The following is a 24,720-nucleotide window of genomic DNA, read 5'->3' on the forward strand; positions in this document are numbered from 1 at the left end:
GACGCGACCGGCCTGTAACTGGCCGGTCGCCCTAGGGTGACGGTGCGATCTGCAACAGCATCTGCCGCACCTTGTCCCCCTCATCCACCTGCAAACGCACCGGGAGTGTCAGGACCTTGCTGCGGAAGGCAGTGGGCAGGCGCACGGCGTCTTTTTCGGTGGTCACCATCTGTGCACCCAGCAGGCGTGCCTCGTTTTCCAGCCGAGTCATCAGGGCAGGTGTCAGGGGTTGGTGATCATCCAGCGCTTCGGACCGCAGCAATTTTGCGCCCTGTTGGCGCAAAGTGCGAAAGAACTTCTCGGGGTGCCCGATCCCGGCAAAGGCCAGAACCGGCGTATCCGTCCAGTCCATGCCCGTCTGTAGCGGAGCGACTTCTCCGGTCGCGTGCGGCACTGTCAGGGCGCTGCTCCAGCGATCTGCGAACTGGCTTTGGGCCTCGGCATCCCCCAGTGACAGCACCAGATCGGCCCGTTGCAGGCCGACATCCACCGGCTCACGCAGGGGGCCTGCGGGCAGGCACAGGCCGTTTCCGAACCCGCGTGCCGCATCCACAACAATGACCGAGAAATCCTTGGCGACCGAGGGGTTCTGAAACCCGTCATCCAGCAGGATCACGGTCGCCCCGGCCTTTGCGGCAGCTTGTGCCCCTGCGGCGCGATCCTTGGCCACCCACACTTCGGCAAAGGCGGCCAGCAGCAGCGGCTCGTCCCCCACCTGTGCGGCGGTGTGTTTGGCAGGGTCCACGCGTACGGGCCCCTCCAGCGATCCGCCATGGCCGCGAGTGACCACGTGGGTCGTGTGCCATGCGTCGCGCAATTGCTCGATCATCCAGATCACGGTGGGGGTTTTGCCGGTGCCGCCTGCATTCAGGTTGCCGATACAGATCACCGGGACCCCCGGTTTCACACCGGCCTCAGACTTCACCCGACGTGCTGTGGCCGCCGCATAGATCCGCCCCAGAGGGGCCAGCAGTCTGGCGCGGAAATCCAGTTGCCCGGGCGCGGTATTCCAGAAATCAGGTGCGCGCATCATCTGTCCCCCGCCGATCCAGATAGTCCTGTACCATATCAATCAGGCGATCCGTTTGCGGCGCACCCTCAGACACGATCTGCCAGCCGGCCAATGCCATGTCTGCGGCGCGATCCGGCGAAAGCAACTCGACCACGGCGTTGCCCAGTTCGGTCGCGGTTTTCACCATACGCGCCGCGCCGCCGCGATCCAACTGATCATAGGTCTGCTGATGGCGGTGCACAAACGGTCCATGCACGACCGACGACCCCAGCGCGACTGCGACAAGGGGATCATGCCCTCCGGCCCCGCGCTCCAGCGAATTGCCCATGAACGTGACCGGCGACACCCGGTGCCACAGGCCAAGATCATCGCGTTCTGCGGATAGAATGACCTGCGAGGTATCCTCGATCTGCCCGGTTGCATCCCAGTTGGAGCAGCGCAGGTCCATATTTTCGAGGCGGCGACGCAGCGGCTCGGCTTCGGCCGTATCGGCCACATGCAGAACCAGTGTCAGCCGCGGCAACATGCGCATCGCCTGACGATGGGCGCTGAGGACCGAGATGAATTCTTTGTTGCCGACGCAGGCGGCAAGCCAGACCGGGCGACCGGCGAGGGCGTGATTGGTCTCGATTAGTTCATCTTCGGGCCATGGCTTTGGATTCGGGCTGACTTGCAGCGGGGGCGATTCATTGACCTTGTTCGACGCGATCCCCAACCTGCGGATCGTCCGGCTGGTTTCCGAGGTTGTGGTCAGGATCGTCCTGAAACAATCCAGAGTATAACGCGTGATATCCGGCAGCCATCGTGCGCCACGTGCGGTTCGGATGTCGATCTGCGCTTCGATCAGGATCAGAGGGATGCCGCGTTCCTCGGCACGGGTGATCACGTTGGGCATCAGCCCGCCCCCGACCCAAAGCCCCAGATCGGGCTGCCAATGGTCCAGAAAGGCCCGTGCTGCGCCGGTCTGTTCCAGCGGCAGGTTGATCAGCAGGTAGTCATCCAGATCCCACTGCCGCACATCCGCATCGGGCGGGGCGGTCAGCAGGATGTTCAGTGTGGGTCGGATCTGCTGCAGCCGTTGGCAGAAATCCACCACGGCCCGTTGCCTGTGTTGGGCGTCGATATGCACCCAGATCAACTCGCCCTCGGGGCGCGGCGTGCCGGTGTGACTGGCCGCGTCAGACACGCCCCAGGACAGCACCCGATAGGCCGCCAGGCTGAGAGAGCGCGGCTTGCTCATGACCCGATACCGCTGCTGTTGGGGTCAAGCTGCGCGTGCAGGGCGTTATGCACGAAACGGCCTGCGGCGACGACGCCGTTCAGGCGCGGATGCGCATTGTTGAACCGCAACGGATGATTCAGCCGGTCCGAACACAGACCGCCCGCCTCGCGAATGATCAGATCCCCGGCGGCGATGTCCCATTCCCAACTGGGTCTGAGTGTCAGCATCCCGTCAAACCGCCCTTGCCCTACCAAAGCCATGCGGTAGGCCAGTGACGGGCGATAGGCCCGTTGAAACGCGGGGACCTGACCGTCTTGCCAATGGCGTGGGTCCATGTTGGGCTTGGCGGCCAAAAGTTCGGCCGTTTTCAGGTCCGTGATGCCAGAGGTGTGGATCGCGTGCCCGTTCAACGTCGCGCCCTCATCCTTGGCCGCCGCATACAGCAGATCGCGTTGCGGGAGGTAAATCACGGCGGCCACGACCTCACCCTGTTCGGCGACGGCCAGCGAATGTGCCCATGTGCGGGAGCCTTCGGCAAAGCTGCGGGTGCCGTCGATCGGGTCGATGATGAACACGCGGTCGCGCGTCAGGCGATCGGTGGAATCCTCAGTCTCTTCGCTTAGCCAGCCATAGCCCGGGCGGGCGGCTGGCAGGCGCTGTTCCAGCATAGCGTTGACGGCCAGATCGGCCTCGGTCACGGGGCCTGCGCCGTCCGGTTTGTCCCACCGTTGCGCCGTTGTGCCCGTATATCGCGTGGCAATCTTTCCCGCCTCGCGGGCGGCGTCGATCAACAGATGCAGGTCAGCTGCCGGCAAGTGTCATTCCTTCGATCAGCACCGACGGCACCACCCGCGACAGATGCGGCCGCGCATCATTGGCCGGGATGATCCGTTTCAGCATATCGCGCAGGTTGCCCGCGATGGTGCATTCATTGACCGGGTGCGTGATCTCACCGTTTTCAACCCAAAACCCTGACGCGCCGCGCGAATAGTCACCGGTGTTGGGGTTGATGGTCGATCCGATCATCGACGTGACCAAAAGGCCGGTGCCCATGTCACGCAACAGGTCTGCACGGCTGTGACTGCCCGGCGTCAGGCTCACGTTCCAGCTGCTGGGCGAAGGGGGGCCGGATACGCCACGCGCGGCGTTCCCCGTTGATGCCATATCCAGCTTGCGCCCGCTGGACAGGTCCAGCGTCCAGCCGGTCAGAATGCCGTTTTCGACAATGGCACGCCGCTGGGTCGCCAGCCCCTCGGCATCGAAAGGGCGCGAGCCCGAGATGCGTGGCCGGTGCGGGTTTTCGATCAGCGACAGATGTGCGGGCAGGACCTGTTCGCCAAGGCAATCCTTGAGCCATGAGGCCCCTCGCGCGATCGCCGCCCCGTTGCTGGCCCCCAGCAGATGTCCGATCAGCGAAGACGAAATACGTTCGTCAAACAGCACCGGGAAACTGCCGGTCGCGGGCTTTTGGGCCCCAACCATGGCCACAACGCGCTCACCTGCCGTGCGCCCGATTTCAGAGGGGCTGCGCAGGTCGCATTGAAAGGTGCGGCTGTCGCCGTCATAGTCGCGCTCCATCCCGGTGCCTTCGCCGGAAATGGCCACGCACGAGGTGGATCGGCTGCTGCGGGAATAGCCGCCAGAAAACCCGTTGGTGGCCGCCAGGTGGACGCGATGCGTGCCATAGCTTGCAGCGGCATCCGAGACTTGGGTGACACCTTCAACAGCCAGCGCTGCGGCTTCGGCCTCAAGCGCATCTTGCAGCAGGGCCTCTGAGGCCGGCTCAGGGGTGGGGTCAAACAGTTCCAGCGCGGCCAGGTCCCAACCTGTCGTCAGCTGGTCCGGTGCGGCCAGCCCGGTAAAGGGATCTTCGGGTGCCTCGCGCGCCATGGCTACCGCGCGCTCGGCCATCGTGGTCAAGGTCTCGGGGCGGCTGTCGGAACTGGACACGATGGCCTGCCGCCGACCCAGAAAGACACGCAACCCCAGATCGGTGCCTTCTGACCGTTCCGCATGTTCCAGCGCCCCGCCGCGCACCTCGACCGAAATCGATGACCCATCCAGCACAATGGCATCCGCCGCCTCGGCCCCGGCTTTGCGGGCGGCGTCCAACAGGGCCTGGCTGATCTCTTCGGGTGTACGTGTCATGCGACCTCCGGTTGTCATGCATTGGACCTAGCCTTGGACTGTCCGTCCCGCAAGACCTCTGGACGGATTGATCCCTTGTTAAACCTTGTTCGCTATGCGTGAAATCAATTGGAATGGCCGAAGGGTTTACATTTCAGGTGAAACTTCCATTAGTTGGGGCAACTAAATGATTTGCAGAACTGCAATCACAACAGGTTGAAACCTTCGTCCGTTTGGGTGGCGGTATACAGGAGTGCTTGGTTTGGCCCAGTTTTTTGTTGTCAAATTTAACGAACCCCATGTCATTGCTGTCGGCAAGGGGTCGAAGAATGTCATCAACCACTTCACGAAATCGCTGAACAACCTGAAGGTCAATGCCGAGGTTTTGACGTTTGAAGAATTGATGGCGCGCGGGCCAACCACTGATCCCAAAAGCTATGTTCTGTTGCATTACAACGAGCTTTTCGTGGTCCAGCACGACAAGGTCGATTGGCTGCGCGCGCGCGAGGCAGAGCTTACAGCCCTGGGTTACAAGATGGTTCACTCCATTGAGCAGGGCCGCGTCGTTGGTCACAAGGTACGACAGAACAAAGTTCTGACAGCCGCTGAGGTGCCCATGCCGCAACTGATTGAGGCCGGGGATCAATTTGACACGGTATTCTCAAACCAGGTGTCGAATGCGCATGTTCCGGTTCAATTGCTCAAAGAGGCCGATGAATTGGATCCAGAACGGTATAACACCGAATATGTCGATTGCCGGCATGAATTCCGTGGTGAGACCTGGAATGTCTGCATCCGGGCGCAAGCTATTGGTGAGCAGGTCCTGTTTTCCTGGATTCGCGCCGGTAAAGGACCCAGTGTGCATACCAAAGATACGCCCGTGGATGTTGAGCTGGTTCACCATTTCCACAAGAAACTCATTACGCCCAATAAAGACCAGATCAATGAGATCGCCAAAGGTGTCAAAAAGGCCCTGGGTGTCGGTCTGTATGCGCATGACATACTCCCCTGTGCCAAGACCGGGCGATTGTTTTTGTGCGAAACGAATTTCAAGTTTTATGATGGCAACCACCGGTTCCACATGGTGTCGATTGCGGACAGGCACCCCAACCCTGCAATGTTTCACGGTACAAAGGTCGGTCGCCGCATAGCGCGCGCTCTGGTGCAGGAACTTGAATTGAACCCCTAAAGCGTCTCGGGTTCAACTTGAGACACGAAAACCCTGCCATGCCTGCGGCGTACTCGGGACATTCGTGTCGCAGAGTGATTCAGGTAAAACCCGAAGCGCTTTAAAGGGGTCAGGGGCGAAGCTTGGGTAAGCTTCGCCCGGCAAGCATCACTTGATGCGCTGACCGTTGGCCAGGATGTGGCCTTCATCGGTGAATTCGATCTTGGAGTTCAGTGTGTCGGGTTCTTCGCCCGGCACCGCCATCAGACCCATCATCATGCGCGCACCCAACGCATCGCTTTCCTGCAACAGACCCATGCCGATCAGTTTGTCGATCAGCGCATTGGCCCCGACCAGTTCCAGGTTGGCGACACCTTCCGGTGCGGGCAGGCCGTCGAACTCTTCGGTATTGGTGTTGTCAAAGGTGAAATCCGCGTCGCCCGTCAGCTTTGCCCCCACCAGCGAAACCAGCAATTTGTTGATCTTCAACGAATTCAGTTCGCCCGGTGCCTCGTCCAGATTCTCCAGCGCTTCGGGGTCGAAGAAATCGGTCAGGATTTTCGCGGTTCCTGTCGTGTCCAGCGCGATGGTCGCCGGGTCGCGGGGCAGGGTACCTGCAGGGTCAAAGATGCTCCACAACACGTCCGACATGGTAAAGTCGGTCAGGTTGATGGCAAAGCCAAAGGGCTGCTCTTCTTCCGATTTCTGAACCGGGAACTCAAAGCTCAGCCCGGTTTTGGCCATCGCCATTTCGATCGGGAAGGGTAGGTCGGCAGTGGTAACGGCCAGTTTGGTGCTGTTTTGTTCAATGTCATACGCCAGGCGCTGTTCATCGAGGCTGGCGCCGAACCGGCCGCCCTCGGATTCGCTGCCCATCGAAAAGGGCTGCCCCTCGCTCGTGCCGGCAATCGCCGTCTGTCCCGCGCCATAGGTGAACAGGCCCGAAAACGCAGTGTTGCCCTTGAAGAAAGATGTCGGATCAGAGGCATCGAAATCCGAGGGGATCACGCTGATGCCTTCGAAGGTCAGATCGCTCATCGAGCCGTCGATCTTGCCGTTGCCTTCCCCCTCGGGATCGGTAAAGGCCAGATCATAGGTCAGACCCTTGGCGGTGAATTTCTGATCCATGTCGCGGTTCTCGCCGATTTTCATCTGCGAGCTGCCTTCAACCTCGGTCAGTTTGACATCAACGGCCAGGGCATCTGCGGGGATTGCCTCTCCGTCGACGGTCAGGTTGCTGAGCTTAATGCCGACGGACGGGGCTGTGTAGTCATAGGTCACGTCGTCGGGATCACCCGAGACGACCGTTTCAAGCCCGTCATGGTAGTATTCGATACCGGCCGAGAATGAACTGTCCTCGGCACCGCCTGATATGGTCAGAGGGAAGCTTTCGGGAAAGTCGATGTTCACGGTGCCGTTGCCATTTTCCGTCAGCGTCATCTGCGGAAGGGACATCTGCATATCGCCCTCGCCGTCGAGGCCATCAACTGACATGACCAAATTGGTGATCGTGGTTACATTGCCGGAAACGGATTGTTCGGCGGTGACCGTATAGCCCATCTGGGTCAGATAGGCCTGCCAGTCCTCCCAGACCTGTTGTGCGGTGACATCGGCCAGCGCACCCTGCGTGACAACGGAGTAAGCCAAAACTGCGCCGCCGCAGCGGCGAAGGAAAACGGACATCAGAGAACCCTTCTTGATCAATTTTGCCGGCATCGTCGTGCTTGCAGCGTCGGGCGTCAAGGGGCAAGGACTGGACCCTTTCCCCGTCGGCGGGTTAGAGATTCACACAATCTCAAGCCAACGGAGGTACAGCGGTCAAATGCAGGGCAAAACCGTACTGATAACAGGGGCAAGTCGCGGCATCGGGGCCGAGGCAGGGCGCGTATTTGCCGCAGCGGGTGCAAATGTCGCGCTGGTCGCGCGCAATCGTGAACAGATCGATGCGCTGGCTGAGGCGCTGGGCGAGAACGCGATCGCCCTGCAATGCGATGTCAGCGATTTCGCGCAGGTCGAACAGGCCGTTGCCGACTGCGTCAACCGGTTTGGCGGGCTGGACGTTCTGATCGGTAATGCAGGTGTAATCGATCCGATCTTTCACCTCTCCAACGCCGATGTTGCCGCCTGGGGCGCGGCCATCGACATCAACCTCAAAGGGGTTTTCCACGGCATGCGTGCGGCCTTGCCGGTGATGCGCGCGGCAGGGGGCGGCACGGTGATCACGGTGTCATCGGGCGCAGCCTCGAACCCGATTGAGGCGTGGAGCCATTATTGCGCCTCGAAAGCCGGGGCCAAGATGCTGACCGAATGCCTGCATCTTGAGGAATCGATCCACGGTATTCGCGCGATGGGCCTGTCGCCGGGCACTGTGGCCACCGATATGCAGCGGGTGATCAAGGCCAGCGGGATCAACGCCGTCAGCCAGTTGGACTGGAGCGATCACATTCCAGCCGACTGGCCCGCGCAGGCGCTGCTGTGGATGTGCTCGGCGGACGCGGATGAGTTTCTGGGCGGCGAAATCTCATTGCGGCGCGAGGATATTCGCCAACGGGTTGGCCTGACGTGATTGATCTGACCAAATCTGACGGGCTGTGGACAGTCACGCTCAACAACCCGGACAAGGCCAACGCGCTGACGGGCGCGATGCTGACCGAACTGGCCGAGATTGCCGAGGGTGCGGGCGAGGCCCGCGCCCTGATCCTGACGGGTGCCGGTAAGGTGTTCAGCGCCGGGGCCGATCTGGATGAGGCCCGCGCGGGGCTTGCCACGTCGGACCTGTGGGAAAGGCTGTCAGGGGCGATTGCGGCGCTGCCTTGCCTGACGATTGCCGCGCTGAACGGAACGCTGGCGGGCGGCGCAAACGGGATGGCTTTGGCCTGTGACATTCGCATTGCGGTGCCGCAGGCGAAAGTCTTTTACCCGGTGATGAGGCTGGGCTTTCTGCCGCAACCGTCTGATCCGGTGCGTATGGCGGCCCTGATCGGGCCTGCGCGCACCAAGATGATCCTGATGGGCGGGCAGAAAATCACGGCGGCTGAGGCTTTTGCCTATGGTCTGGTGGATCGGGTGGTGGCCCCGGACGAACTGTTGCCCACCGCACATGCACTTGTGGCCGACAGCTTGGCCGCCGACCCCGAAATTGCCGCTGGTATTGCAAGGATGTGCCAATGAGGATGTCAGCCGTTTTGCTGCGCGTTGCCGACCCCGACGCTTTGGCCAGGTTCTACACGGACATGCTGGGCATGCGCGCGCAGGCACAGGGCCCGAACCGCCGCGTGGGGTATGCGGGGCAGGATGCTGACCTGCTGTTGATGCCCGGTGGCGGTGGCTACACCCATGACGGCGGGCAACGTTATTGGAAGATCGGGATCACCGTGCCGGATGTGGACCTTGCCGCCGCATATCTGCGCCGGAACGGGGTTGAGGTGTCGAATCCGAAACAGTTCCTCGACATCGGATACATGTGCCATCTGAAAGACCCCGAGGGCTTTGTGATCGAGTTGTTGCAGCATGATTTCCAAGGCAACCGCCCGGAAAATGCCGGTGATCCGGCCGATCCGTTTGCCAAAGCCTGCATCGGCCAGATCACCTTGCGCACCGGGGATATTGCGGCCGAGGATGCGTTTTGCCGCGCGCAGGGCATGCGATTGCTTTCGGTGCAGGATGTGGCCCAATACGGGTTCGACCTGCATTTCTATGCCTTCACGGATGAGGTTCCGCCAAATTCCGATCTCTGGTCCGTAGACAACCGCGAATGGCTGTGGAAACGCCCCTATACCACGTTGGAGTTTCAGCATCTGGCAGGCGCGCAATTCGCGCCCGCCCCGGATTATCGCGGGTTGGAGGTTCAGGGGCTGGAGGCGTCCATCCGGGATGCCTTTGGTGATCCTGTGCGCCCCGGCTGATCACCGCCCGCGCCGCTTGCCCGGTACTTTGGATCGAAATCCGGGCGGACGCTTGCGGACCCAGTTCAGGAATTTCTCCAGCCTTGGATGGGTGCGCAGTGCCTCAACCGTGTTGAAGCTGCGCGCCAGTTCGGCCTCGGACAGGGTGGCGTGCACCTCTTTGTGGCAGATGATGTGCAGCAAAACCGTGGGTCCACCCTTGCCCCCTTTGAGTTTTGGGATCAGATGGTGCAGGCTGCCGCCCCCATCCGGAATGGGGCGGTCACAAAGCGGGCAGATCGGTTCGCTGGTCGACATATCACGGACAAACTTGCGCCGGATGGCGTCAAAGGCAAGGGGACAGCAATGGCACAGGCAGTGGTAATCGGGGCCGGACCCGCCGGTCTGATGGCCGCCGAGGAACTGGCCGCCGCTGGCCACGACGTACTGGTGGCCGAGGCCAAGCCATCGGTCGCGCGTAAATTTCTGATGGCGGGCAAGTCTGGCTTGAATCTGGCCAAGGATGAGCCGTTTGACGTTTTGATGCAGGCTTATGGTGACGCCGCAGACTGGTTGCGCCCGATGATTGCCGATTGTGATGCTGCCCATGTGCAACGCTGGGCGCAGGATCTTGGGCAGGAGATATTCACAGGCTCGACCGGACGTGTGTTTCCCACGGCGATGAAAGCCTCACCGCTATTGCGGGCGTGGTTGGGGCATCTGGATGCAGCGGGCGTGCGGGTTGAGACGCGGTGGCGGTGGCTGGGCTGGGACGGCGATACATTGTTGTTTGACACGACCCAAGGCACGCGACGCGTTACGCCCGATGTCACCGTGCTGGCGCTGGGCGGGGCCAGTTGGGCGCGGTTGGGCTCAGACGGGCACTGGGCCGACACCCTGCGGGAAAAAGGCGTCGATCTCGCGCCCTTCGCCCCGTCAAATTCTGCGCTTTCGGTGGGTTGGAGCACCCATATGCAGCCGCACTTTGGTGCTGCGCTGAAATCGGTGCGCTGGATGGCCGGAGAGTTGGACAGCCGGGGGGAGGCTACGATCTCGGCGACCGGGTTGGAGGGTGGAGGGCTGTATTCCCTGACCCCGGCTGTGCGAATGGGTTCGGATTTGTGCGTCGATCTGCTGCCTGATCTGGGCATTGAGACGTTGCAGGCGCGATTTGCGGCCAAGAACCCAAAGACCACATTCACCCAATGGCTGAAGAAATCGCTGAAACTGCCAGCGCAGAAGGTTGCGCTGTTCCATGAGATGTCCAAGAAAATGGCCTTGCCCAAGGGGCAGGAGGTTGCGGCGCTCAAACAGCTTCCGATCTTTGGCGCGCAGTTGCGTCCGATGGATGAGGCGATCTCGACGGCGGGTGGCGTCAGGCGCGCGGCCCTGAACGACGGGCTGATGCTGACAGCATTGCCGGGCGTGTTCTGCGCCGGTGAGATGCTGGATTGGGAGGCCCCGACCGGGGGCTATCTGCTGACGGCCTGTTTTGCCACGGGGCGCTGGGCCGGGCGGTCTGCGGCTGATTGGCTGACCGGCTCAGCGTGACCGCGCCAGCATCGCCAATCGGATCATGGCCCGTTCGACCAGCGCCATCGCGGGTGCGGTTTGCCCGGCGGATCGCAGCGACAGGTCGGTATCGGTCAGCACGGTCAAAGCGGTTTGCAATTTCGGGGCACCCCATCCCTGCGCCTGCCGCAGAATACGGTCGCGGCGTTTTCCGTAAACCGGCGGACGCAGCTTGCCGATGCCCTGCGCCGCGCCGCCCGGGTCGGACGCGCAGGCATAAAGCGTTCGGAAATGCCGGGTCGCCCCGATGCAGAGGCTGACCGCGTTGGTGCCTTGCGATTGCAGGCGACGGATTAGCGGGCCGATCTCACCGGCGCGGCCCTCGGCCACCACGTTCAACACATCGTCCAGCGCGGCCTCGGTCGAGCGGGGCGCGCAGGCTTCGATATCCTCAATGGTCAGTTCCGACGCATCGCCACGTTTATAGAGCGACAGTTTTTCAATGGTTTGCGTGAAATCACCCGGGCTGATCCCGGTGGCCAGTTCGGCCAGGGCCGACATCGAATCGCGGGGGATGTTCTTTAGACCCGCCTCGGACAGTATCCGCTCAATCTCACCGCGTGAGGGCGGATCGTCATAGATGCCAACCGCATAGGCGGCAGGGTGCGATTCGAACGCTTTGCGGATTTTTGAGCTGGGTTTCAGCTGGCCTGCGGTCACGATGATCTGGGCATCGCCGGGGGCCCAATCCTGAAACGCGGTGATGATCGCGGGGGCGGCCACATCGGTGGTGTCTTCGACAAAGACAGCGCGCGGGCCGGGGAAAAACCCCACCGCTTTGACTGCATCCAGCAACAAGGCAGGGTCACCGCGCAGGTCACTGCCCGGCATGCGGGTCAGGCGCATTTCTTCTTCGGCGTTTGCACCGAGCAGCGCGGCCAGAACTTGCTGACGCTTTAGCGCCACGCGCATCGCATCTGCGCCATAGATCAGCAACCCGGCCTTGTCGGCGTCTGGCCGTGCAAAATATCCCTCAGCCTCGCGCGGGCTAAGCTTCATGAGCCAAGGCCCGGCGCGGCATAAAGCTCGTTCACGATCTGATCCGCCAGAATCACCATAAGCCGTTGGCGTGCGTCACGTTCATCGGCCAGTGTGGATACCGTTGATCCAGCCGCGGAATAGCCAACGAAGTTATTGACCCTGCCCGAGGCTATGATCTGGCCGGTGGTATTGGAGGTCAGGGCGTAATTCGCGGTGCCTTCGATAGTCAGACGGTTGATCTCATTGGTGGTTGTGATTGCCGCCGATCGGATCGCCGTGGTGACGCTGACATCCAGTTCATAGGCATTGCCGGACGTTGCGCTGCGCCCCAGCCTTTGTTCCAGATTCTGGACCAGCAAAAAGCTGTTGGTCGAGTTCGGGGCCGATACCGCGACCTGACCGTCCAGTGCGGCCCCCGCGCCGCCGGGGGCGTAGACCGGTTCAAAGCCGCAGGCAGCAAGTGCCAGCGGCATCATCAACAGGGTTCTGCGATCAAACAACGACATTCACGATCCGGCCCGGCACAACAATCACCTTCTTGGGCGCATTGCCTTCCAGCGCCTTTTGCACAGCTTCGGTGCTGAGCGCGATTTTTTCAACCTCATCCTTAGGCATATCTTTGGCCACGCTGATTTCTGCGCGGCGCTTGCCGTTGATCTGAATGGGCAGCGTAACAGTGTCGTCGACCAGCATCGCCTCATCCGCGACGGGCCAAGGGGCGGTGGCGACCAACCCTTCGCCGCCCAGAAGTTGCCACAGTTCTTCGGACAGGTGCGGGGTCATGGGGGACATCAACTGCGCCAGTGTCTTGGCCGCCTGACGTTTGGCATCGCTGCCCGCCTTGGATTTCGCCAGCGTGTTGGTGAACGCATAGAGCTTGGCGATGGACGCGTTGAACCCAAAGGATTCAACGCCGCCGGACACATCATGGATCGCCTTGTGCATTTCGCGCAGCAAGGTTTCGTCTTCACCATTGGCCGGAACGTCCGACTCGGCGATTTCCGAGGCGATGCGGTGCACACGGCTCAGGTGCTTGAACGCAGCCTCGGCCCCGGATGCGGTCCATTCCACGTCGCGTTCAGGCGGCGAATCGGACAGGACGAACCAGCGCGCAGTGTCGGCACCGAAGGCCGAGATGATGCTGACCGGGTCCACCACGTTTTTCTTGGATTTCGACATTTTGGCCGAGGGGATGATCTCAACCTCGGTGCCGTCGGCCAGTTTGCCGTCGGTCACGTCTTCGGGCAGGTGATAAATCGGGCGGCCATTGGCGTCACGGGTCTGGTAAATTTCATGCGTGACCATGCCCTGCGTGAACAGCGCATTGAACGGTTCAATGGCTTTTTTCGGCAGGTGTCCGGTGATCTGCATCGCCCGTGCGAAAAAGCGCGAGTAGAGCAGGTGAAGAATCGCATGCTCAATCCCGCCGATATACTGGTCTACGTTCATCCAGTATTCGGCCTCGGCCAGATCGGTCGGCGTTTCTGCGCGCGGGGCGGTGAAACGAGCGAAATACCAAGACGAATCAACGAATGTGTCCATCGTGTCGGTTTCGCGTTTCGCTGGTGCACCACATTTCGGGCAGGCGCAATCACGCCATGTCGGGTGACGATCCAGCGGGTTGCCCGGTTTGTCAAAGGTGACATCGTCAGGCAGCTGAACGGGCAGGTTCTCTTTCTTTTCAGGCACCACGCCGCAGGTGTCGCAATGCACCACGGGAATCGGGCAACCCCAATAGCGCTGACGGCTCAGGCCCCAGTCTCGCAGGCGATACTTGGTGACACCTTCACCCCAACCGGCCTTTTCGGCGAAATCGACGGTGGCGTTGATCGCCTCATCGCCTGTTGCCTCGGTCAGGCCCGCGAAATGGTTCACCCAGCGCACTTTCTCGGTTTTGGGCGGGACGAAGGCGGTTTTGTCGACCGGCGTGTCATCGTCCAGCGCAAAGAACGTATCGACCACGGGCAGATCGTACTTGCGGCAGAAATCCAAATCGCGCTGGTCATGCGCCGGGCAGGCAAAGATCGCGCCGGTGCCGTAATCCATCAGGATAAAGTTGGCGATCCAGACCGGCAGTTCCCAGTTCGGGTCCAGCGGGTGTTTGACGGTGATGCCAGTGTCATAACCCAGCTTTTCAGCCGTTTCGATCGCCTCTTCTGTGGTGCCGCCCTTGCGGCATTCGGCAACGAATTCAGCGACTTCTGGGTTCTCGGCTTCCAACGCTTTGGCAATCGGGTGATCCGGTGAGATGCCAACAAAAGACGCACCCAACAGCGTGTCGGGGCGCGTCGTGTAGACGGTGATCGGTTCCCCCCCATCGGTGCGGTCAAACGAGAATTGCAGACCGCGCGACTTGCCGATCCAGTTTTCCTGCATCAGGCGCACTTTGGCCGGCCAGTTTTCCAGTGTGTCCAGCGCGTCCAGCAATTCCTCGGAATAGTCCGAGATTTTGAAGAACCATTGTGTCAGCTCGCGCCGTTCCACCAAAGCGCCCGAGCGCCAACCGCGCCCATTTTCCACCTGCTCGTTGGCCAGAACGGTCATGTCAACCGGGTCCCAGTTCACCACGGCGTTCTTGCGATAGACCAGCCCGGCCTCAAGCATATCGAGAAACAGTGCCTGCTGCTGGCCGTAATATTCCGGGTCGCAGGTGGCGAATTCGCGCGACCAGTCGATGGACAGCCCCAGCGGTTTCATCTGCCCGCGCATGTCGGCAATGTTGCCATAGGTCCAGTCTTTCGGGTGGCCGCCAATCGCCATCGCCGCATTCTCGGCGGGCATCCCGAAGGCGTCCCAGCCCATCGGGTGCAGCACGTTATGGCCGGTGGCCAGCTTGTGCCGCGCGATAACGTCGCCCATCGTGTAGTTGCGCACATGCCCCATATGGATTCGGCCGGACGGGTAGGGGAACATCTCAAGCACGTAGTATTTCGGCTTGTCCGCCTTGTGATCGGCAGCGAAGATTCCGGCCTTATCCCAGGCCTCTTGCCATTTTGCTTCGATTTCGGTGGCCGAATAGCGCGACATCGTGCGGTCCTTCGTGAATGAAAACGCCGGGCGTGAACCCGGCGTGGTAATATTGTGATTTTCAGCGGGTGGCTAGAGCTTGTTGTCCGCAATACGCAGCTGACGGGCCCGCGACAGGATCGCATCCTCAATCGCGCGGGATGTGGCCGCACTGACCGGAGCGCCGCCGCTGGTCTGCAGTGAGACCGACAGGGACCGGGCTGCAAGCGCCGGATCGCTGATATGCACGGTTGCGCGATACTGACGTCCACCGCCCGGAGGAGTGCCATAACCCGTTACGATCACACCCGTAAACGGGTCGACCTCTTGCACGGGCAGGAAATTCAGCACGTCCAGAGACGCGGCCCAGAGATAACGGTTCACATTTGTGACTTGCTCGGCATTTCCGTTGTTGAACAGATCCCAAATGGTCGAGCGATTCGGATCATTGAATTCCTGCTCGTCCGAATTGCCGCCCGTTGCCAGCACATTCGGATTGGGATCGGCCCCCCGATTCAGTCCGCAGGCCGACACGGCAGCAGTCATTATGATCAAACCGAAAATCGTCTGCAGGCGCATTGTCGACTGGTCCTGTTCACTATGGTCCTATTGTTACGGACTACTCCTAGACAAGGACCCGTTTCGCAACAACCCTATTATTGTCACTAAAGGGTGGGGCCGGGACGTATCTGGGCTGAAATCCGACTGTGGCATCCTTGCACCAATTTTGTGGCAATGCGCCCGGATCATTTATGCCAAGCTTGCGTGACAGGGGCAAAAAGAGCGAAACGGTTCCCGTGCTGAGACATGTGCTTAGGCATGTGTCGAGTAGATAAACTTTTTGAAACCGAGGGAAACAAGATGAAAAAAGTTCTCTTCGCATCGACCGCTCTGATCGCGACCGCCGGTATGGCAGCCGCAGAGTCCGGTGTTAACTTCAGCGGTTACGGCCGTTTTGGTATTGGCTACGTTGAAGATCGTACCGGTACTGTTCCGAACTTCACCTCTGCAGGTGCTGCAGCTGGCACAGCTACCGTCGACACCGATGACGCGATCCTGATCTCGCGTTTCCGTCTGAACATCGACGGCTTCACCGAAACCGACGGTGGTGTTCGCTTTGAAGGTCGTGTTCGTCTGCAAGCCGACGAAAACAGCGGCAACGGCGAAGCCAACACTGCTGGCCTGAACGGCGCACGCTTCTCGGTCATCTACGGTGGTCTGCGTGTTGACGCGGGCAACGTTGCCGGCGCGTTCGACAACCTGGCAAACTACTACGGTAACGAAGTTGGTCTGGAACTGTTCGCAGGTCAGTACTCGGGCGTTAACTACAACTTCCTGGCCTACAGCTCGACCGGCGCAGGTTCGAACGCTGTGTTCTTCCAGTACGCAGTTGGCGACTTCGCTTTCGGCGCATCGTATGACCAAGCGACCATCGGCATCAACGGCGCGTCCGACGATGCAGACCGCTGGGACATTAGCGCGACCTACACCTTCAACAACATCACCGCAGCTGTTGCTTACGGTCAGACCGACAACCCGTTCGCGGGCGGCGACGATCCGAGCCTGGCAGTCCTGACACTGGGTGCTGAATTCGGCGACTTCTCGGGTACTTTGTTCCTGGCGGACGATAACACCGAGATCGACGCAACTGACGGCACCGCATGGGGTCTGTCGGCTGCTTACAACCTGGGCGCAGCAACCACCCTGCTGTTCACCTATGGTGACGGTAACGCAGACGCCGACCTGCAGCAGATCGCTCTGGGTGCCATTTACGACCTGGGTGGCGGTGCATCGCTGCGCGGTGGTATCGGCCGCAACGACTCCGACGCTGGCGACGACTCGATCGTTGCTGACTTCGGTGCGCAGTTCAACTTCTAAGTTGATCTGAACCGCAAGGTTTAAGGGCAGGTCTTCGGACCTGCCCTTTTCTTTTGTGCCGACATGGTGTTTCTCTGCGGGCAAAGCAGATTGAGGAACCCCATGTCGCTGCAGGAAATCACCGCTCGTATCGCCAAAGCCGAAACCGCTGCCGGGCGGGAGGCCGGGTCTGTCAAACTGATCGCGGTGTCCAAAGTGCAACCAAATGACCGCGTTCAGGCCGTTCTGGAACAAGGTCATCGTTGTTTCGGCGAAAACCGGGTGCAAGAAGCCGCAGGCAAATGGCCTGACTTCAAGGGCACGTATCCGGATGTCGACCTGCATCTGATTGGTCCGCTGCAATCCAACAAGGTCCGGCAAGCGATGGAGTTGTTCGACGTGATGCATTCCGTTGATCGGCCCAAGCTGGCCAATACCCTGGCCCGATTGGCGCAAGAGATCGGCGCATGCCCCGATCTGTTCATTCAGGTCAATACCGGTGAAGAAGACCAAAAGGCGGGTATCTTGCCGTCCGAAGCAGACGCTTTTGTTGCCGAATGTCGCGCTCTGGATCTTCCGGTTCAGGGGCTGATGTGCCTTCCGCCGGTTGATGAAGAACCCGCGCTGCACTTTGCCCTTTTGGCCAAGATCGCGGCGCGCAACGGGCTTGACGGCCTTTCAATGGGCATGAGCGGCGATTTCGAAAGCGCGATTGCGTTGGGGGCAACACATGTGCGCGTCGGCTCCGCCATTTTTGGCGAGCGCGTCAAAACTCAGGAATAAGGACCCGCGTACCAAGGGTCACGTGTTCCGCAATCCAGCGTAGGTGATCGCGGCGAAAGGCAAGGCAGCCCTCAGTCGGATAGCCGGGGCGGCGCCATTGGTGGATAAAAATGGCCGAGCCGCGCCCGGGTACGGCATTGGGCCAGTTCCAGTCGGTGATCAGCACCAGATCATACAAGGGATCTGCGCGGCGCAGCTTTTCGTGGCTATGGGCATAGGGCGCAGTGACGAGGTGGTTATAGCCAGCGTCCCGAACATCATCCGACCAAAGATCACGTGGTCCAATGGGAATCGCCCAGTCCACCGGCTGTGTGATCCGGTCCGGGCGGTACAACATGCCTACGATGTGATGCGTACCGGTTGGGGTGGCGCCATCCCCTTCGTGTTTCGCATTGCTCAGGCCGCCTTTGCCAATCGAACAGGGAAAGAGACGACCGGCAAAGCGCACCCCGCGCGGCGTCAGAACCAGATCGGCAGGGGTCACAGCAGGTGCCCGGACTTGGCGGCTTTGGTGGCCAGATACCCTTGGTTATGGGCTGTTTCGCCGACTTTCAGCGGCACGCGTTCGGTCACGGCGATTCCGGTTTTCTCCATCATCGCGATCTTTGCCGGGTTATTGGTCAGCAGACGGACCGAGTTAAAGCCCAGAGATTTCAGTATGTCCGAGCCCAACCGGAAATCGCGCTCGTCATCCTCAAACCCAAGGCGATGGTTGGCCTCAACCGTGTCAAAGCCCTGATCCTGCAGGAAATAGGCGCGCATCTTGTTGGCCAGGCCGATGCCACGGCCCTCCTGATTGAGGTACAGCAGAACACCGGCCCCTTCGGCCCCCATCTGCGCCAGCGCCCCCCGCAGCTGCGGCCCGCAATCGCATTTCAGGCTGCCCATCAGGTCGCCGGTAAAACAGGCCGAGTGCAACCGGGCCAGAACCGGTTTGTCACGGTCGGGGCGGCCGATTTCGACCGCGTAGTGCTCTTCGCCGCCATCCTCGGGACGGAAAACATGCAACCGCCCGGCCTCAGAGACTTCCATGGGCAGGCGAGCGGCCACCACTTCATTCAGCGCGCTGCGATTCGCCAGGTAGGGTGCGGCACGAGTGTGATCGATGCAGGTCAGACCGTTTGCCGCGGCAAACGCGCGACCACCCTCGACGGGCACCACCACAGCTGCCGGCAGCAGACGCGCGGATTTGGTCAGGGCGATGGCGATGCGATGCAGGTTGGTATTGCCCTGACGCTCAGTCATCAGGGGGCCCTTCATGGGAGTATTCAGATCGTCCGACGGGTCGGCTACGGCCTGCACCCACGCAATGTCGGCATCGGCGGGGATGATGACACGCGCCAGATCGCCATCATAGGCGCGCGCCTTCAGGGTTTCGGCCCGGCGCCCGGTGATGGCGACAACCGGTTCAGGCCCAAGACCGCGCAGATCGGCCAGCCTTTGGGCGCTGAGCGTTTCAGCCGCAACGGCCAGCACGCTGAAACCGCTGGCATCCGTCAGCACAACGGCCACCCCCATGCGCAAATCGGCGCGGGCCCGCGCCAGCAATTCTGAAATATCCGGGATCAGACTCATCTATGTTACCCTGTAACGCTCTGGCCTTCCTGTAGCCTGATAAGACGGAAATGTGAAACAATTCCTCCCCGTCAGACACGAGGGCGTGAAAGTATTGCAGCAAACCTTGTTGATTGCATTCAATATACGCAAGTGGTGGAAAAGCTTAGGAGGACCGGGAATGGCACAGCTTAAGAAAATCCTGCTGGTGGATGACGACGAAGACCTGCGCGAAGCGCTGAGTGAGCAACTTGTGATGACCGAAGACTTTGACGTGTTCGAAGCGTCAGACGGGTCGTCCGCGATGGAGCGTGCGCGCGAAGCGATTTACGACCTGGTCATTCTGGACGTCGGTCTGCCGGACACGGACGGTCGTGAACTGTGCCGCCTGATGCGCAAGCAAGGCGTCAAAAGCCCGATCCTGATGCTGACCGGTCATGACAGCGATGCCGATACCATCCTGGGCCTAGACGCTGGTGCCAATGACTATGTCTCTAAGCCATTCAAATTCCCGGTTCTCCTGGCCCGCATCCGCGCCCAGCTGCGCCAGCACGAACAATCCGAGGACGCCGTTTTTGTTTTGGGGCCGTACACGTTCAAGCCCTCGATGAAGATGCTGATCACCGAAGAGGATCGCAAAATCCGGCTGACCGAGAAAGAGACGAACATCCTCAAGTTCCTCTATCGCTCGACCGATGGGGTTGTCGCCCGCGACGTGCTGCTGCATGAGGTCTGGGGCTATAACGCCGGTGTCACCACCCACACGCTGGAAACCCACATCTATCGCCTGCGCCAGAAGATCGAGCCCGATCCCTCGAATGCACGCCTTTTGGTCACAGAATCGGGCGGATATCGACTGGTCTCTTAACTCGTTGTGGATTGACGTAGATCAAAGTGATACTCTGGATGCGTAATTAGGTTACTCCCATCCCGCACATGTCCGGGTTATGACATGTACCTCCCTGTTGGACTGCCGGGCCTTTGGCCCGGCTTTTTTTGCCCCAAGCGAATTTCTACGGCTCGTGACGCATCCATTCTTGACGGCCTTGATGCTGGCCTAGAGTGTGTCGGTTGTTTGGGATTCATATCTAAGTTGAAGGGGTGACAACTTTTGGCGGGAACAAATACGAAGCCACTACCGGCTCTGGAAAAAGGGATGTCATGGTGGGTAGTTGAAAGTAAGCGTCTCAATCTAAGTACCAAAACTACGTTTCGGGTTTTCGAAGCGGTAATTGCAAATTCCAAAGAACAAGCGATCCATCACGCGAATATTTCGGATTCGCAACTTAACACTGCATTGATGAACGCAGCGATACGTAGAGGTGACATCAAAGGCCAATATGATTGGCAACCGATCAGTCAACTGGTTGAACGCCTGGCGATTTTGCCAGTTCTTACTCAAGAAGAAATAGCCGCACTAGACCCGGTGTTGCTTGGTATGCTGCTTGAGCATGAATTCTTCATTGACGAGTTTTCTGAAGACCCTGAAATGGCAGTTGGGGGGGGGAATATATGACTATGAGCCACTAAATTAGGTCGCTCATACACTCTATTTCCGATGGCCCATCCTCTCTGACCACGCTAACCTCCGTCCAACCCGTGACAGAGGAATCCCCCATGCCCTTTACCCTTGCCACCTGGAACATCAACTCGGTCCGTCTGCGTGAGCCTATCGTGCTGAAATTGCTGCAGGAAGAGGCCCCCGATGTTCTGTGTCTGCAAGAGTGTAAATCTCCGGTTGAGAAAATCCCGACCGAAGGCTTTGCCGAGCTGGGCTACACCCACATGGTGGCGCGCGGGCAGAAGGGGTATAACGGCGTCGCCATCCTGTCGCGCATCCCGATGGAGGAGGTGGGCGACAAGGATTTCGCCGGTCTCGGCCATGCCCGCCACATCGCGGCGCGGCTGGAAAATGGGGTGACCATCCAGAATTTCTATGTCCCCGCCGGTGGCGACGTGCCGGATCGTGAGGTGAATGAGAAGTTCGGCCAGAAACTCGACTACCTCTCTGATATGCGCGACTGGTTCCGCGCCGAAAAACCCGAGAAATCGATCTTGGTGGGCGATCTGAATATAGCTCCGCGTGAGGATGATGTGTGGTCGCACAAGCAACTGCTCAAGGTCGTCTCACACACTCCGATCGAGGTTGAGGCACTGGCCGAGACGCAGGAAGCCGGCGGTTGGGTCGATGTCACGCGGCAGGATATTCCCGAGGGGCAGCTTTATAGCTGGTGGTCTTACCGGGCGCGCGATTGGGATGCGGCGGATAAGGGGCGGCGGCTGGATCACGTCTGGGCGACGCCCGACATTTCGAATGCGGGTCATTCCAGCCGCGTTCTGCGGGACGCGCGCGGGTGGGAAAAACCCAGCGACCACGCCCCTGTTTTCGCCACATTCGACCTGTAATTGCGCAAATCTGCCCTTGGTTTCCGCCGCGCGCGGCTGCATATAAGGCGCAAATTCGAACCGGAGACCTATAGCCATGGACCTTTTGAACACTGCCACCGGCCCCGCAGCGAGTGACCTGATCAAGGACGGATCTGAGGCCACCTTTATGGCCGATGTTGTCGAAGCCTCTCAGGAGGTCCCGGTCATCGTCGATTTCTGGGCGCCCTGGTGTGGTCCCTGCAAAACGCTGGGCCCGATGCTGGAAGAGGCCGTGACCGCCGCCAAAGGCGCGGTGAAGATGGTCAAGATCAATGTGGATGAGGCGCAGATGATCGCGGGTCAATTGCGCATCCAGTCGATCCCGACGGTTTATGCCTTTTTCAAGGGCCAGCCCGTGGATGGTTTTCAGGGCGCGGTTCCAGGGTCCGAGATCAAGGCATTTATCGACCGCGTGATCGAAGCGGCAGGCGGTGAAAGCCCCGGTGGGCAGTTGGATGATGCCGTCGCAGCAGCCGAGGAAATGCTGGCTGAGGGTGCGGCCACGGATGCGGCACAGACCTTTGCCGCCATTCTGGGTGAAGACCCCAACCACGCCGGTGCTTATGGCGGGCTGGTGCGCGCCCACATCGCGGCGGATGATCTGGAGCAGGCCGAAGCGATCCTGAACGGCGCCCCGGCCGAAATTTCTGCCTCGCCCGAGCTGGAAGCCGCGCATGCGCAGCTGGAACTGGCCAAGCAGGCCGCCGATGCGGGCCCTGTGGCGGAACTGACGGCGACGGTTGAGGCCGAGCCCGACAACCATCAGGCCCGCTTTGATCTGGCGCAGGCGCTGCATGCCAATGGTCAGGTCGAAGAAGCCGTGGCGCAATTGCTGGAACTGTTCCGCCGGGATCGCGAGTGGAATGAGGGTGCAGCCAAGGCACAGTTGTTCACGATCTTCGACGCGCTCAAGCCCAATGACCCGATTGTTCTGAACGGGCGGCGCAAGCTCAGCTCGATGATATTTGCCTAATCTCTGATCAGAGCTACACTCGGGTCTATGATGCATCCTGCCGACTTGCCGGAAACGGTATCCGTGTTTCCATTGCCCGGGGCGCTTCTGTTGCCCCGATCGCGCCTGCCCCTGCATATTTTTGAACCGCGTTACCTGCAGATGCTGGATGACGCGCTGAAAACACAGGAACGGCTGATTGCGATGGTGCAGCCCAACCCCAGCAAAAGCGATGAGAACCGCTTGCACCGGATCGGGTGTGCCGGTCGGGTGACGCAGTTTTCGGAAACCGAAGATGGCCGCTATCTGATCACGCTGACGGGAATTTCGCGTTTCCGTATCCAGTCCGAGCTGGACGCCTTTACACCTTACCGGCGCTGCGCCGTGTCCTGGGACGGGTTTGAACGCGATCTGGGCAAGACCGAGCATGACAGCGGGTTCAACCGCGCCGGATTTCTGAACCTGCTGGAACGGTATTTTTCGTCCCGCAATCTGTCGACCGATTGGGAAACGCTCAAGGATGCGGATAATGAATTGCTGGTCAATTCGCTGTCGATGCTGCTGGAGTTCGACCCCGAAGAAAAGCAGGCCCTGCTTGAGGCACCTTGCCTCAGCACCCGGCGCGAGACATTGGTGACACTGATCGAATTCGCCATGCGCGGCGGATCGAATGAGGAAAAACTGCAATGAGCGACGCTGAACACCCCTTTGACCGTCATATGCTTGAGGCGCTGATCTGCCCGCAGACGCATACCACGTTGCAATATGACGCCGACCAGCAGGAACTGGTGTCGAAAGCCGCCGGTCTGGCTTTTCCCATTCGCAACGGCATACCGGTCATGCTGGTCGATGAGGCGCGGCAGCTGGATTAAATTGCCCGACCTTGCAGCAATTTCGGCAGGTCTCCGGTCAGGCCCGCGGCCTCACGCACGAAGTTGCGGCGCAGGCCCGGCATTGATCCGACAATCCCCATGCCGATGTCCCGCCCGATGCGCAGCAGCGGATTGTCGTTGGAAAACAGCTTGTTGAACACATCCGTCGCCATCGCCAGCGATGCCGTGTCGAACCGCCGCCATTCCTGATAACGCTCTAACACCAGAACGGATCCAAAGTCTTCGCCCCGGCGTCCGGCCAGGGTCAGCACTTCGGCCAGCGCACCCACATCGCGCAAACCCGCGTTCAGCCCCTGACCTGCGATGGGGTGCATGCCGTGGGCCGCATCCCCCACCAGCGCCAACCGATCCCCGATAAAGGAATTGGCGATGGTCAGGTTCAGCGGATAGGTGAACCGATCTCCGGCCAGCCGGATATCGCCCAGAAAATCGCCGAAACGGGGGCGCAGAACCTGCAGATACTCGGCCTCATGCAGGGCGTTTATGCGCTGCGCTGTCTCGGTCCGTTCGCTCCAGACAATGGAACTGCGATTGCCGGTCAGCGGCAGGATCGCCAGCGGACCGGGCGGCATAAAGAACTGATGCGCGATGCCGTTGTGGGGCAGGTCATGTTCAATCGCGCAGACCAGCGCGGTTTGACCGTAATCCCAGCCGGTGCGTTTGATGCCAGCGCGCGCGGCGGTTCCGCTGCGGCGACCGTCACAACCAACCAACAGGCCACCGTGCAGGGTCGCGCCGTCGTCCAGCGTTACGGTCACGCCGGTTGCTCCGGCCTCTTGTGCAACCACGGTCCGGCCACTGATCTGCGTGATCCGGGTTTCCCCGTCCATCGCGTCCAGAAACGCGCGGCGCAGGTGGCGGTCCTCGACCATATAGCCCATCGGGCCTTCTTCGATCTCGGCATGGTCGAAATGCATGAAAAACGGCGAGGGGCCCGCGCCCGCATGGCCGTCCGTGACCTTGATTTCCAGCATCGGCTGGGCGTGGTCTGCGACGCGCTCCCACACGCCCACCGCGTCCAGTAACCGTTGCGAGGCCAGCGCCAGCGCATAGGCGCGTCCGTCAAACGCTGCGTCTTTGCGCACGGTTTCGTCCAGCGCGTCAATCACGGTGACGGAATGCCCCGTCTGTGCCAGAGCCAGTGCCAGCGCCGGGCCGTTCAACCCTCCGCCTACGATCACGATGTCGGTCTTGTGTTCCATGCCCCGCAATATGCGCCCCGTTTCGGGATTGTCCATGTGCGGTCCTGTCGCTACCGTCCTGTCAAGACGATTTTCCAAGG

General features: G+C 60.4%; 26 protein-coding genes. 13 read left to right on the top strand and 13 right to left on the bottom strand.

Annotated elements, in window-relative coordinates; genetic code table 11:
* Window positions 1-31 precede the first annotated feature (31 nt).
* Genes lpxK through ACR0J5_RS12205 form a run of 4 tightly spaced genes read right to left on the bottom strand, consistent with a single transcriptional unit; the run spans window position 32 to window position 4,382 of the window.
* A complete protein-coding gene (gene lpxK / locus ACR0J5_RS12190) occupies window positions 32-1,030 on the bottom strand; it encodes a tetraacyldisaccharide 4'-kinase (protein ID WP_480653933.1) in 999 nt (332 codons plus the stop codon).
* On the bottom strand, window positions 1,017-2,252 hold the full coding sequence (locus ACR0J5_RS12195) for a 3-deoxy-D-manno-octulosonic acid transferase (protein WP_480653685.1): 1,236 nt from the start codon (window positions 2,250-2,252) through the stop codon (window positions 1,017-1,019). Before ACR0J5_RS12195 ends, lpxK begins: the two co-directional genes overlap by 14 nt.
* Window positions 2,249-3,049, bottom strand: a complete 801-nt coding sequence (locus ACR0J5_RS12200; RefSeq protein ID WP_480653687.1) for an inositol monophosphatase family protein — start codon at window positions 3,047-3,049, stop codon at window positions 2,249-2,251. The genes ACR0J5_RS12195 and ACR0J5_RS12200 overlap by 4 nt, the downstream gene beginning before the upstream one ends.
* Window positions 3,036-4,382: a TldD/PmbA family protein gene (locus ACR0J5_RS12205; RefSeq protein WP_480653689.1), complete on the bottom strand. Its 1,347-nt coding sequence runs from the start codon at window positions 4,380-4,382 to the stop codon at window positions 3,036-3,038. The genes ACR0J5_RS12200 and ACR0J5_RS12205 overlap by 14 nt, the downstream gene beginning before the upstream one ends.
* A gap of 241 nt (window positions 4,383-4,623) precedes the next feature.
* Here ACR0J5_RS12205 and ACR0J5_RS12210 point away from each other — a divergent pair, with 241 nt between their 5' ends.
* Window positions 4,624-5,550: a hypothetical protein gene (locus tag ACR0J5_RS12210; protein ID WP_480653691.1), complete on the top strand. Its 927-nt coding sequence runs from the start codon at window positions 4,624-4,626 to the stop codon at window positions 5,548-5,550.
* Between the two features lie 147 nt (window positions 5,551-5,697).
* On the opposite strand, the gene ACR0J5_RS12215 is transcribed toward ACR0J5_RS12210, so the two are convergent.
* Window positions 5,698-7,212, bottom strand: a complete 1,515-nt coding sequence (locus tag ACR0J5_RS12215; RefSeq protein ID WP_480653693.1) for a DUF2125 domain-containing protein — start codon at window positions 7,210-7,212, stop codon at window positions 5,698-5,700.
* Between the two features lie 139 nt (window positions 7,213-7,351).
* Here ACR0J5_RS12215 and ACR0J5_RS12220 point away from each other — a divergent pair, with 139 nt between their 5' ends.
* The 3 genes from ACR0J5_RS12220 to ACR0J5_RS12230 are packed head-to-tail and all read left to right on the top strand — an operon-like array spanning window position 7,352 to window position 9,434.
* A complete protein-coding gene (locus ACR0J5_RS12220; protein ID WP_480653934.1) occupies window positions 7,352-8,095 on the top strand; it encodes an SDR family oxidoreductase in 744 nt (247 codons plus the stop codon).
* Complete coding sequence (locus ACR0J5_RS12225) at window positions 8,092-8,700, top strand: enoyl-CoA hydratase/isomerase family protein (RefSeq protein ID WP_480653695.1); 609 nt, start codon at window positions 8,092-8,094, stop codon at window positions 8,698-8,700. The genes ACR0J5_RS12220 and ACR0J5_RS12225 overlap by 4 nt, the downstream gene beginning before the upstream one ends.
* A complete protein-coding gene (locus ACR0J5_RS12230) occupies window positions 8,697-9,434 on the top strand; it encodes a VOC family protein (protein ID WP_480653697.1) in 738 nt (245 codons plus the stop codon). The genes ACR0J5_RS12225 and ACR0J5_RS12230 overlap by 4 nt, the downstream gene beginning before the upstream one ends.
* Here the strand turns inward: ACR0J5_RS12230 and ACR0J5_RS12235 are convergent, their stop codons facing one another.
* Window positions 9,435-9,731 carry an HNH endonuclease gene (locus tag ACR0J5_RS12235; protein WP_480653699.1) on the bottom strand — a complete coding sequence of 99 codons (297 nt, stop codon included), beginning with the start codon at window positions 9,729-9,731 and terminating at the stop codon, window positions 9,435-9,437.
* A 48-nt stretch (window positions 9,732-9,779) separates the two neighbouring features.
* Between ACR0J5_RS12235 and ACR0J5_RS12240 the strand changes: the two genes are divergently transcribed.
* On the top strand, window positions 9,780-10,964 hold the full coding sequence (locus ACR0J5_RS12240; protein WP_480653700.1) for a TIGR03862 family flavoprotein: 1,185 nt from the start codon (window positions 9,780-9,782) through the stop codon (window positions 10,962-10,964).
* Here ACR0J5_RS12240 and holA read toward each other — a convergent pair.
* The 4 genes from holA to ACR0J5_RS12260 all read right to left on the bottom strand — a co-directional run bounded on the left by holA (window position 10,956) and on the right by ACR0J5_RS12260 (window position 15,551).
* Window positions 10,956-11,984, bottom strand: coding sequence for a DNA polymerase III subunit delta (gene holA, locus ACR0J5_RS12245; protein ID WP_480653702.1), 1,029 nt, complete (start codon window positions 11,982-11,984; stop codon window positions 10,956-10,958). The genes ACR0J5_RS12240 and holA overlap by 9 nt on opposite strands.
* Window positions 11,981-12,472, bottom strand: a complete 492-nt coding sequence (gene lptE, locus ACR0J5_RS12250) for an LPS assembly lipoprotein LptE (protein WP_480653704.1) — start codon at window positions 12,470-12,472, stop codon at window positions 11,981-11,983. The genes holA and lptE overlap by 4 nt, the downstream gene beginning before the upstream one ends.
* On the bottom strand, window positions 12,459-14,993 hold the full coding sequence (gene leuS, locus ACR0J5_RS12255) for a leucine--tRNA ligase (RefSeq protein ID WP_480653706.1): 2,535 nt from the start codon (window positions 14,991-14,993) through the stop codon (window positions 12,459-12,461). The genes lptE and leuS overlap by 14 nt, the downstream gene beginning before the upstream one ends.
* 72 nt (window positions 14,994-15,065) lie before the next feature.
* Window positions 15,066-15,551, bottom strand: coding sequence for a DUF3576 domain-containing protein (locus ACR0J5_RS12260; RefSeq protein ID WP_480653709.1), 486 nt, complete (start codon window positions 15,549-15,551; stop codon window positions 15,066-15,068).
* A 282-nt stretch (window positions 15,552-15,833) separates the two neighbouring features.
* Between ACR0J5_RS12260 and ACR0J5_RS12265 the strand changes: the two genes are divergently transcribed.
* Window positions 15,834-16,850 carry a porin gene (locus tag ACR0J5_RS12265; RefSeq protein WP_480653711.1) on the top strand — a complete coding sequence of 339 codons (1,017 nt, stop codon included), beginning with the start codon at window positions 15,834-15,836 and terminating at the stop codon, window positions 16,848-16,850.
* 102 nt (window positions 16,851-16,952) lie between these two features.
* Complete coding sequence (locus ACR0J5_RS12270) at window positions 16,953-17,612, top strand: YggS family pyridoxal phosphate-dependent enzyme (RefSeq protein ID WP_480653713.1); 660 nt, start codon at window positions 16,953-16,955, stop codon at window positions 17,610-17,612.
* Here the strand turns inward: ACR0J5_RS12270 and ACR0J5_RS12275 are convergent.
* Both ACR0J5_RS12275 and ribA read right to left on the bottom strand, forming a co-directional pair.
* On the bottom strand, window positions 17,596-18,096 hold the full coding sequence (locus ACR0J5_RS12275; protein ID WP_480653715.1) for a L,D-transpeptidase family protein: 501 nt from the start codon (window positions 18,094-18,096) through the stop codon (window positions 17,596-17,598). The two genes, ACR0J5_RS12270 and ACR0J5_RS12275, sit on opposite strands and share 17 nt — an antisense overlap.
* On the bottom strand, window positions 18,093-19,187 hold the full coding sequence (ribA, locus tag ACR0J5_RS12280) for a GTP cyclohydrolase II (protein WP_480653717.1): 1,095 nt from the start codon (window positions 19,185-19,187) through the stop codon (window positions 18,093-18,095). Before ribA ends, ACR0J5_RS12275 begins: the two co-directional genes overlap by 4 nt.
* A gap of 160 nt (window positions 19,188-19,347) precedes the next feature.
* Between ribA and ACR0J5_RS12285 the strand changes: the two genes are divergently transcribed.
* The 6 genes from ACR0J5_RS12285 (at window position 19,348) to ACR0J5_RS12310 (ending at window position 23,417) form a co-directional block, all read left to right on the top strand.
* Complete coding sequence (locus ACR0J5_RS12285; RefSeq protein ID WP_480653719.1) at window positions 19,348-20,034, top strand: response regulator transcription factor; 687 nt, start codon at window positions 19,348-19,350, stop codon at window positions 20,032-20,034.
* Window positions 20,035-20,322: 288 nt separating this feature from the next.
* Window positions 20,323-20,682 carry a hypothetical protein gene (locus tag ACR0J5_RS12290; RefSeq protein ID WP_480653721.1) on the top strand — a complete coding sequence of 120 codons (360 nt, stop codon included), beginning with the start codon at window positions 20,323-20,325 and terminating at the stop codon, window positions 20,680-20,682.
* A 101-nt stretch (window positions 20,683-20,783) separates the two neighbouring features.
* Window positions 20,784-21,572, top strand: coding sequence for an exodeoxyribonuclease III (locus ACR0J5_RS12295; protein WP_480653723.1), 789 nt, complete (start codon window positions 20,784-20,786; stop codon window positions 21,570-21,572).
* A gap of 76 nt (window positions 21,573-21,648) precedes the next feature.
* Window positions 21,649-22,566: a thioredoxin gene (gene trxA, locus ACR0J5_RS12300; protein ID WP_480653725.1), complete on the top strand. Its 918-nt coding sequence runs from the start codon at window positions 21,649-21,651 to the stop codon at window positions 22,564-22,566.
* Between the two features lie 27 nt (window positions 22,567-22,593).
* Window positions 22,594-23,235: an LON peptidase substrate-binding domain-containing protein gene (locus tag ACR0J5_RS12305; RefSeq protein ID WP_480653727.1), complete on the top strand. Its 642-nt coding sequence runs from the start codon at window positions 22,594-22,596 to the stop codon at window positions 23,233-23,235.
* On the top strand, window positions 23,232-23,417 hold the full coding sequence (locus ACR0J5_RS12310) for a Trm112 family protein (RefSeq protein WP_480653729.1): 186 nt from the start codon (window positions 23,232-23,234) through the stop codon (window positions 23,415-23,417). The genes ACR0J5_RS12305 and ACR0J5_RS12310 overlap by 4 nt, the downstream gene beginning before the upstream one ends.
* Here ACR0J5_RS12310 and ACR0J5_RS12315 read toward each other — a convergent pair.
* Window positions 23,414-24,676 (bottom strand): FAD-dependent monooxygenase, encoded by a 1,263-nt coding sequence (locus ACR0J5_RS12315; protein WP_480653731.1) that lies wholly within the window; start codon window positions 24,674-24,676, stop codon window positions 23,414-23,416. The two genes, ACR0J5_RS12310 and ACR0J5_RS12315, sit on opposite strands and share 4 nt — an antisense overlap.
* Window positions 24,677-24,720: the final 44 nt, after the last annotated feature.

Source organism: Ruegeria sp. BE1 (assembly GCF_056538885.1).

Coding starts and splice junctions, on each gene's coding strand:
- ACR0J5_RS12290 (WP_480653721.1), top strand. CDS start 20,323: ATGTCATGGTGGGTAGTTGAAAGTAAGCGTCTCAATCTAAGTACCAAA.
- ACR0J5_RS12205 (WP_480653689.1), bottom strand. CDS start 4,382: ATGACACGTACACCCGAAGAGATCAGCCAGGCCCTGTTGGACGCCGCC.
- ACR0J5_RS12305 (WP_480653727.1), top strand. CDS start 22,594: ATGATGCATCCTGCCGACTTGCCGGAAACGGTATCCGTGTTTCCATTG.
- ACR0J5_RS12315 (WP_480653731.1), bottom strand. CDS start 24,676: ATGGACAATCCCGAAACGGGGCGCATATTGCGGGGCATGGAACACAAG.
- lptE (WP_480653704.1), bottom strand. CDS start 12,472: ATGTCGTTGTTTGATCGCAGAACCCTGTTGATGATGCCGCTGGCACTT.
- ACR0J5_RS12270 (WP_480653713.1), top strand. CDS start 16,953: ATGTCGCTGCAGGAAATCACCGCTCGTATCGCCAAAGCCGAAACCGCT.
- ACR0J5_RS12265 (WP_480653711.1), top strand. CDS start 15,834: ATGAAAAAAGTTCTCTTCGCATCGACCGCTCTGATCGCGACCGCCGGT.
- ACR0J5_RS12235 (WP_480653699.1), bottom strand. CDS start 9,731: ATGTCGACCAGCGAACCGATCTGCCCGCTTTGTGACCGCCCCATTCCG.
- ACR0J5_RS12240 (WP_480653700.1), top strand. CDS start 9,780: ATGGCACAGGCAGTGGTAATCGGGGCCGGACCCGCCGGTCTGATGGCC.
- ACR0J5_RS12220 (WP_480653934.1), top strand. CDS start 7,352: ATGCAGGGCAAAACCGTACTGATAACAGGGGCAAGTCGCGGCATCGGG.
- holA (WP_480653702.1), bottom strand. CDS start 11,984: ATGAAGCTTAGCCCGCGCGAGGCTGAGGGATATTTTGCACGGCCAGAC.
- ACR0J5_RS12310 (WP_480653729.1), top strand. CDS start 23,232: ATGAGCGACGCTGAACACCCCTTTGACCGTCATATGCTTGAGGCGCTG.
- leuS (WP_480653706.1), bottom strand. CDS start 14,993: ATGTCGCGCTATTCGGCCACCGAAATCGAAGCAAAATGGCAAGAGGCC.
- ACR0J5_RS12285 (WP_480653719.1), top strand. CDS start 19,348: ATGGCACAGCTTAAGAAAATCCTGCTGGTGGATGACGACGAAGACCTG.
- ACR0J5_RS12215 (WP_480653693.1), bottom strand. CDS start 7,212: ATGTCCGTTTTCCTTCGCCGCTGCGGCGGCGCAGTTTTGGCTTACTCC.
- ACR0J5_RS12230 (WP_480653697.1), top strand. CDS start 8,697: ATGAGGATGTCAGCCGTTTTGCTGCGCGTTGCCGACCCCGACGCTTTG.
- ACR0J5_RS12295 (WP_480653723.1), top strand. CDS start 20,784: ATGCCCTTTACCCTTGCCACCTGGAACATCAACTCGGTCCGTCTGCGT.
- ACR0J5_RS12260 (WP_480653709.1), bottom strand. CDS start 15,551: ATGCGCCTGCAGACGATTTTCGGTTTGATCATAATGACTGCTGCCGTG.
- trxA (WP_480653725.1), top strand. CDS start 21,649: ATGGACCTTTTGAACACTGCCACCGGCCCCGCAGCGAGTGACCTGATC.
- lpxK (WP_480653933.1), bottom strand. CDS start 1,030: ATGCGCGCACCTGATTTCTGGAATACCGCGCCCGGGCAACTGGATTTC.
- ACR0J5_RS12195 (WP_480653685.1), bottom strand. CDS start 2,252: ATGAGCAAGCCGCGCTCTCTCAGCCTGGCGGCCTATCGGGTGCTGTCC.
- ribA (WP_480653717.1), bottom strand. CDS start 19,187: ATGAGTCTGATCCCGGATATTTCAGAATTGCTGGCGCGGGCCCGCGCC.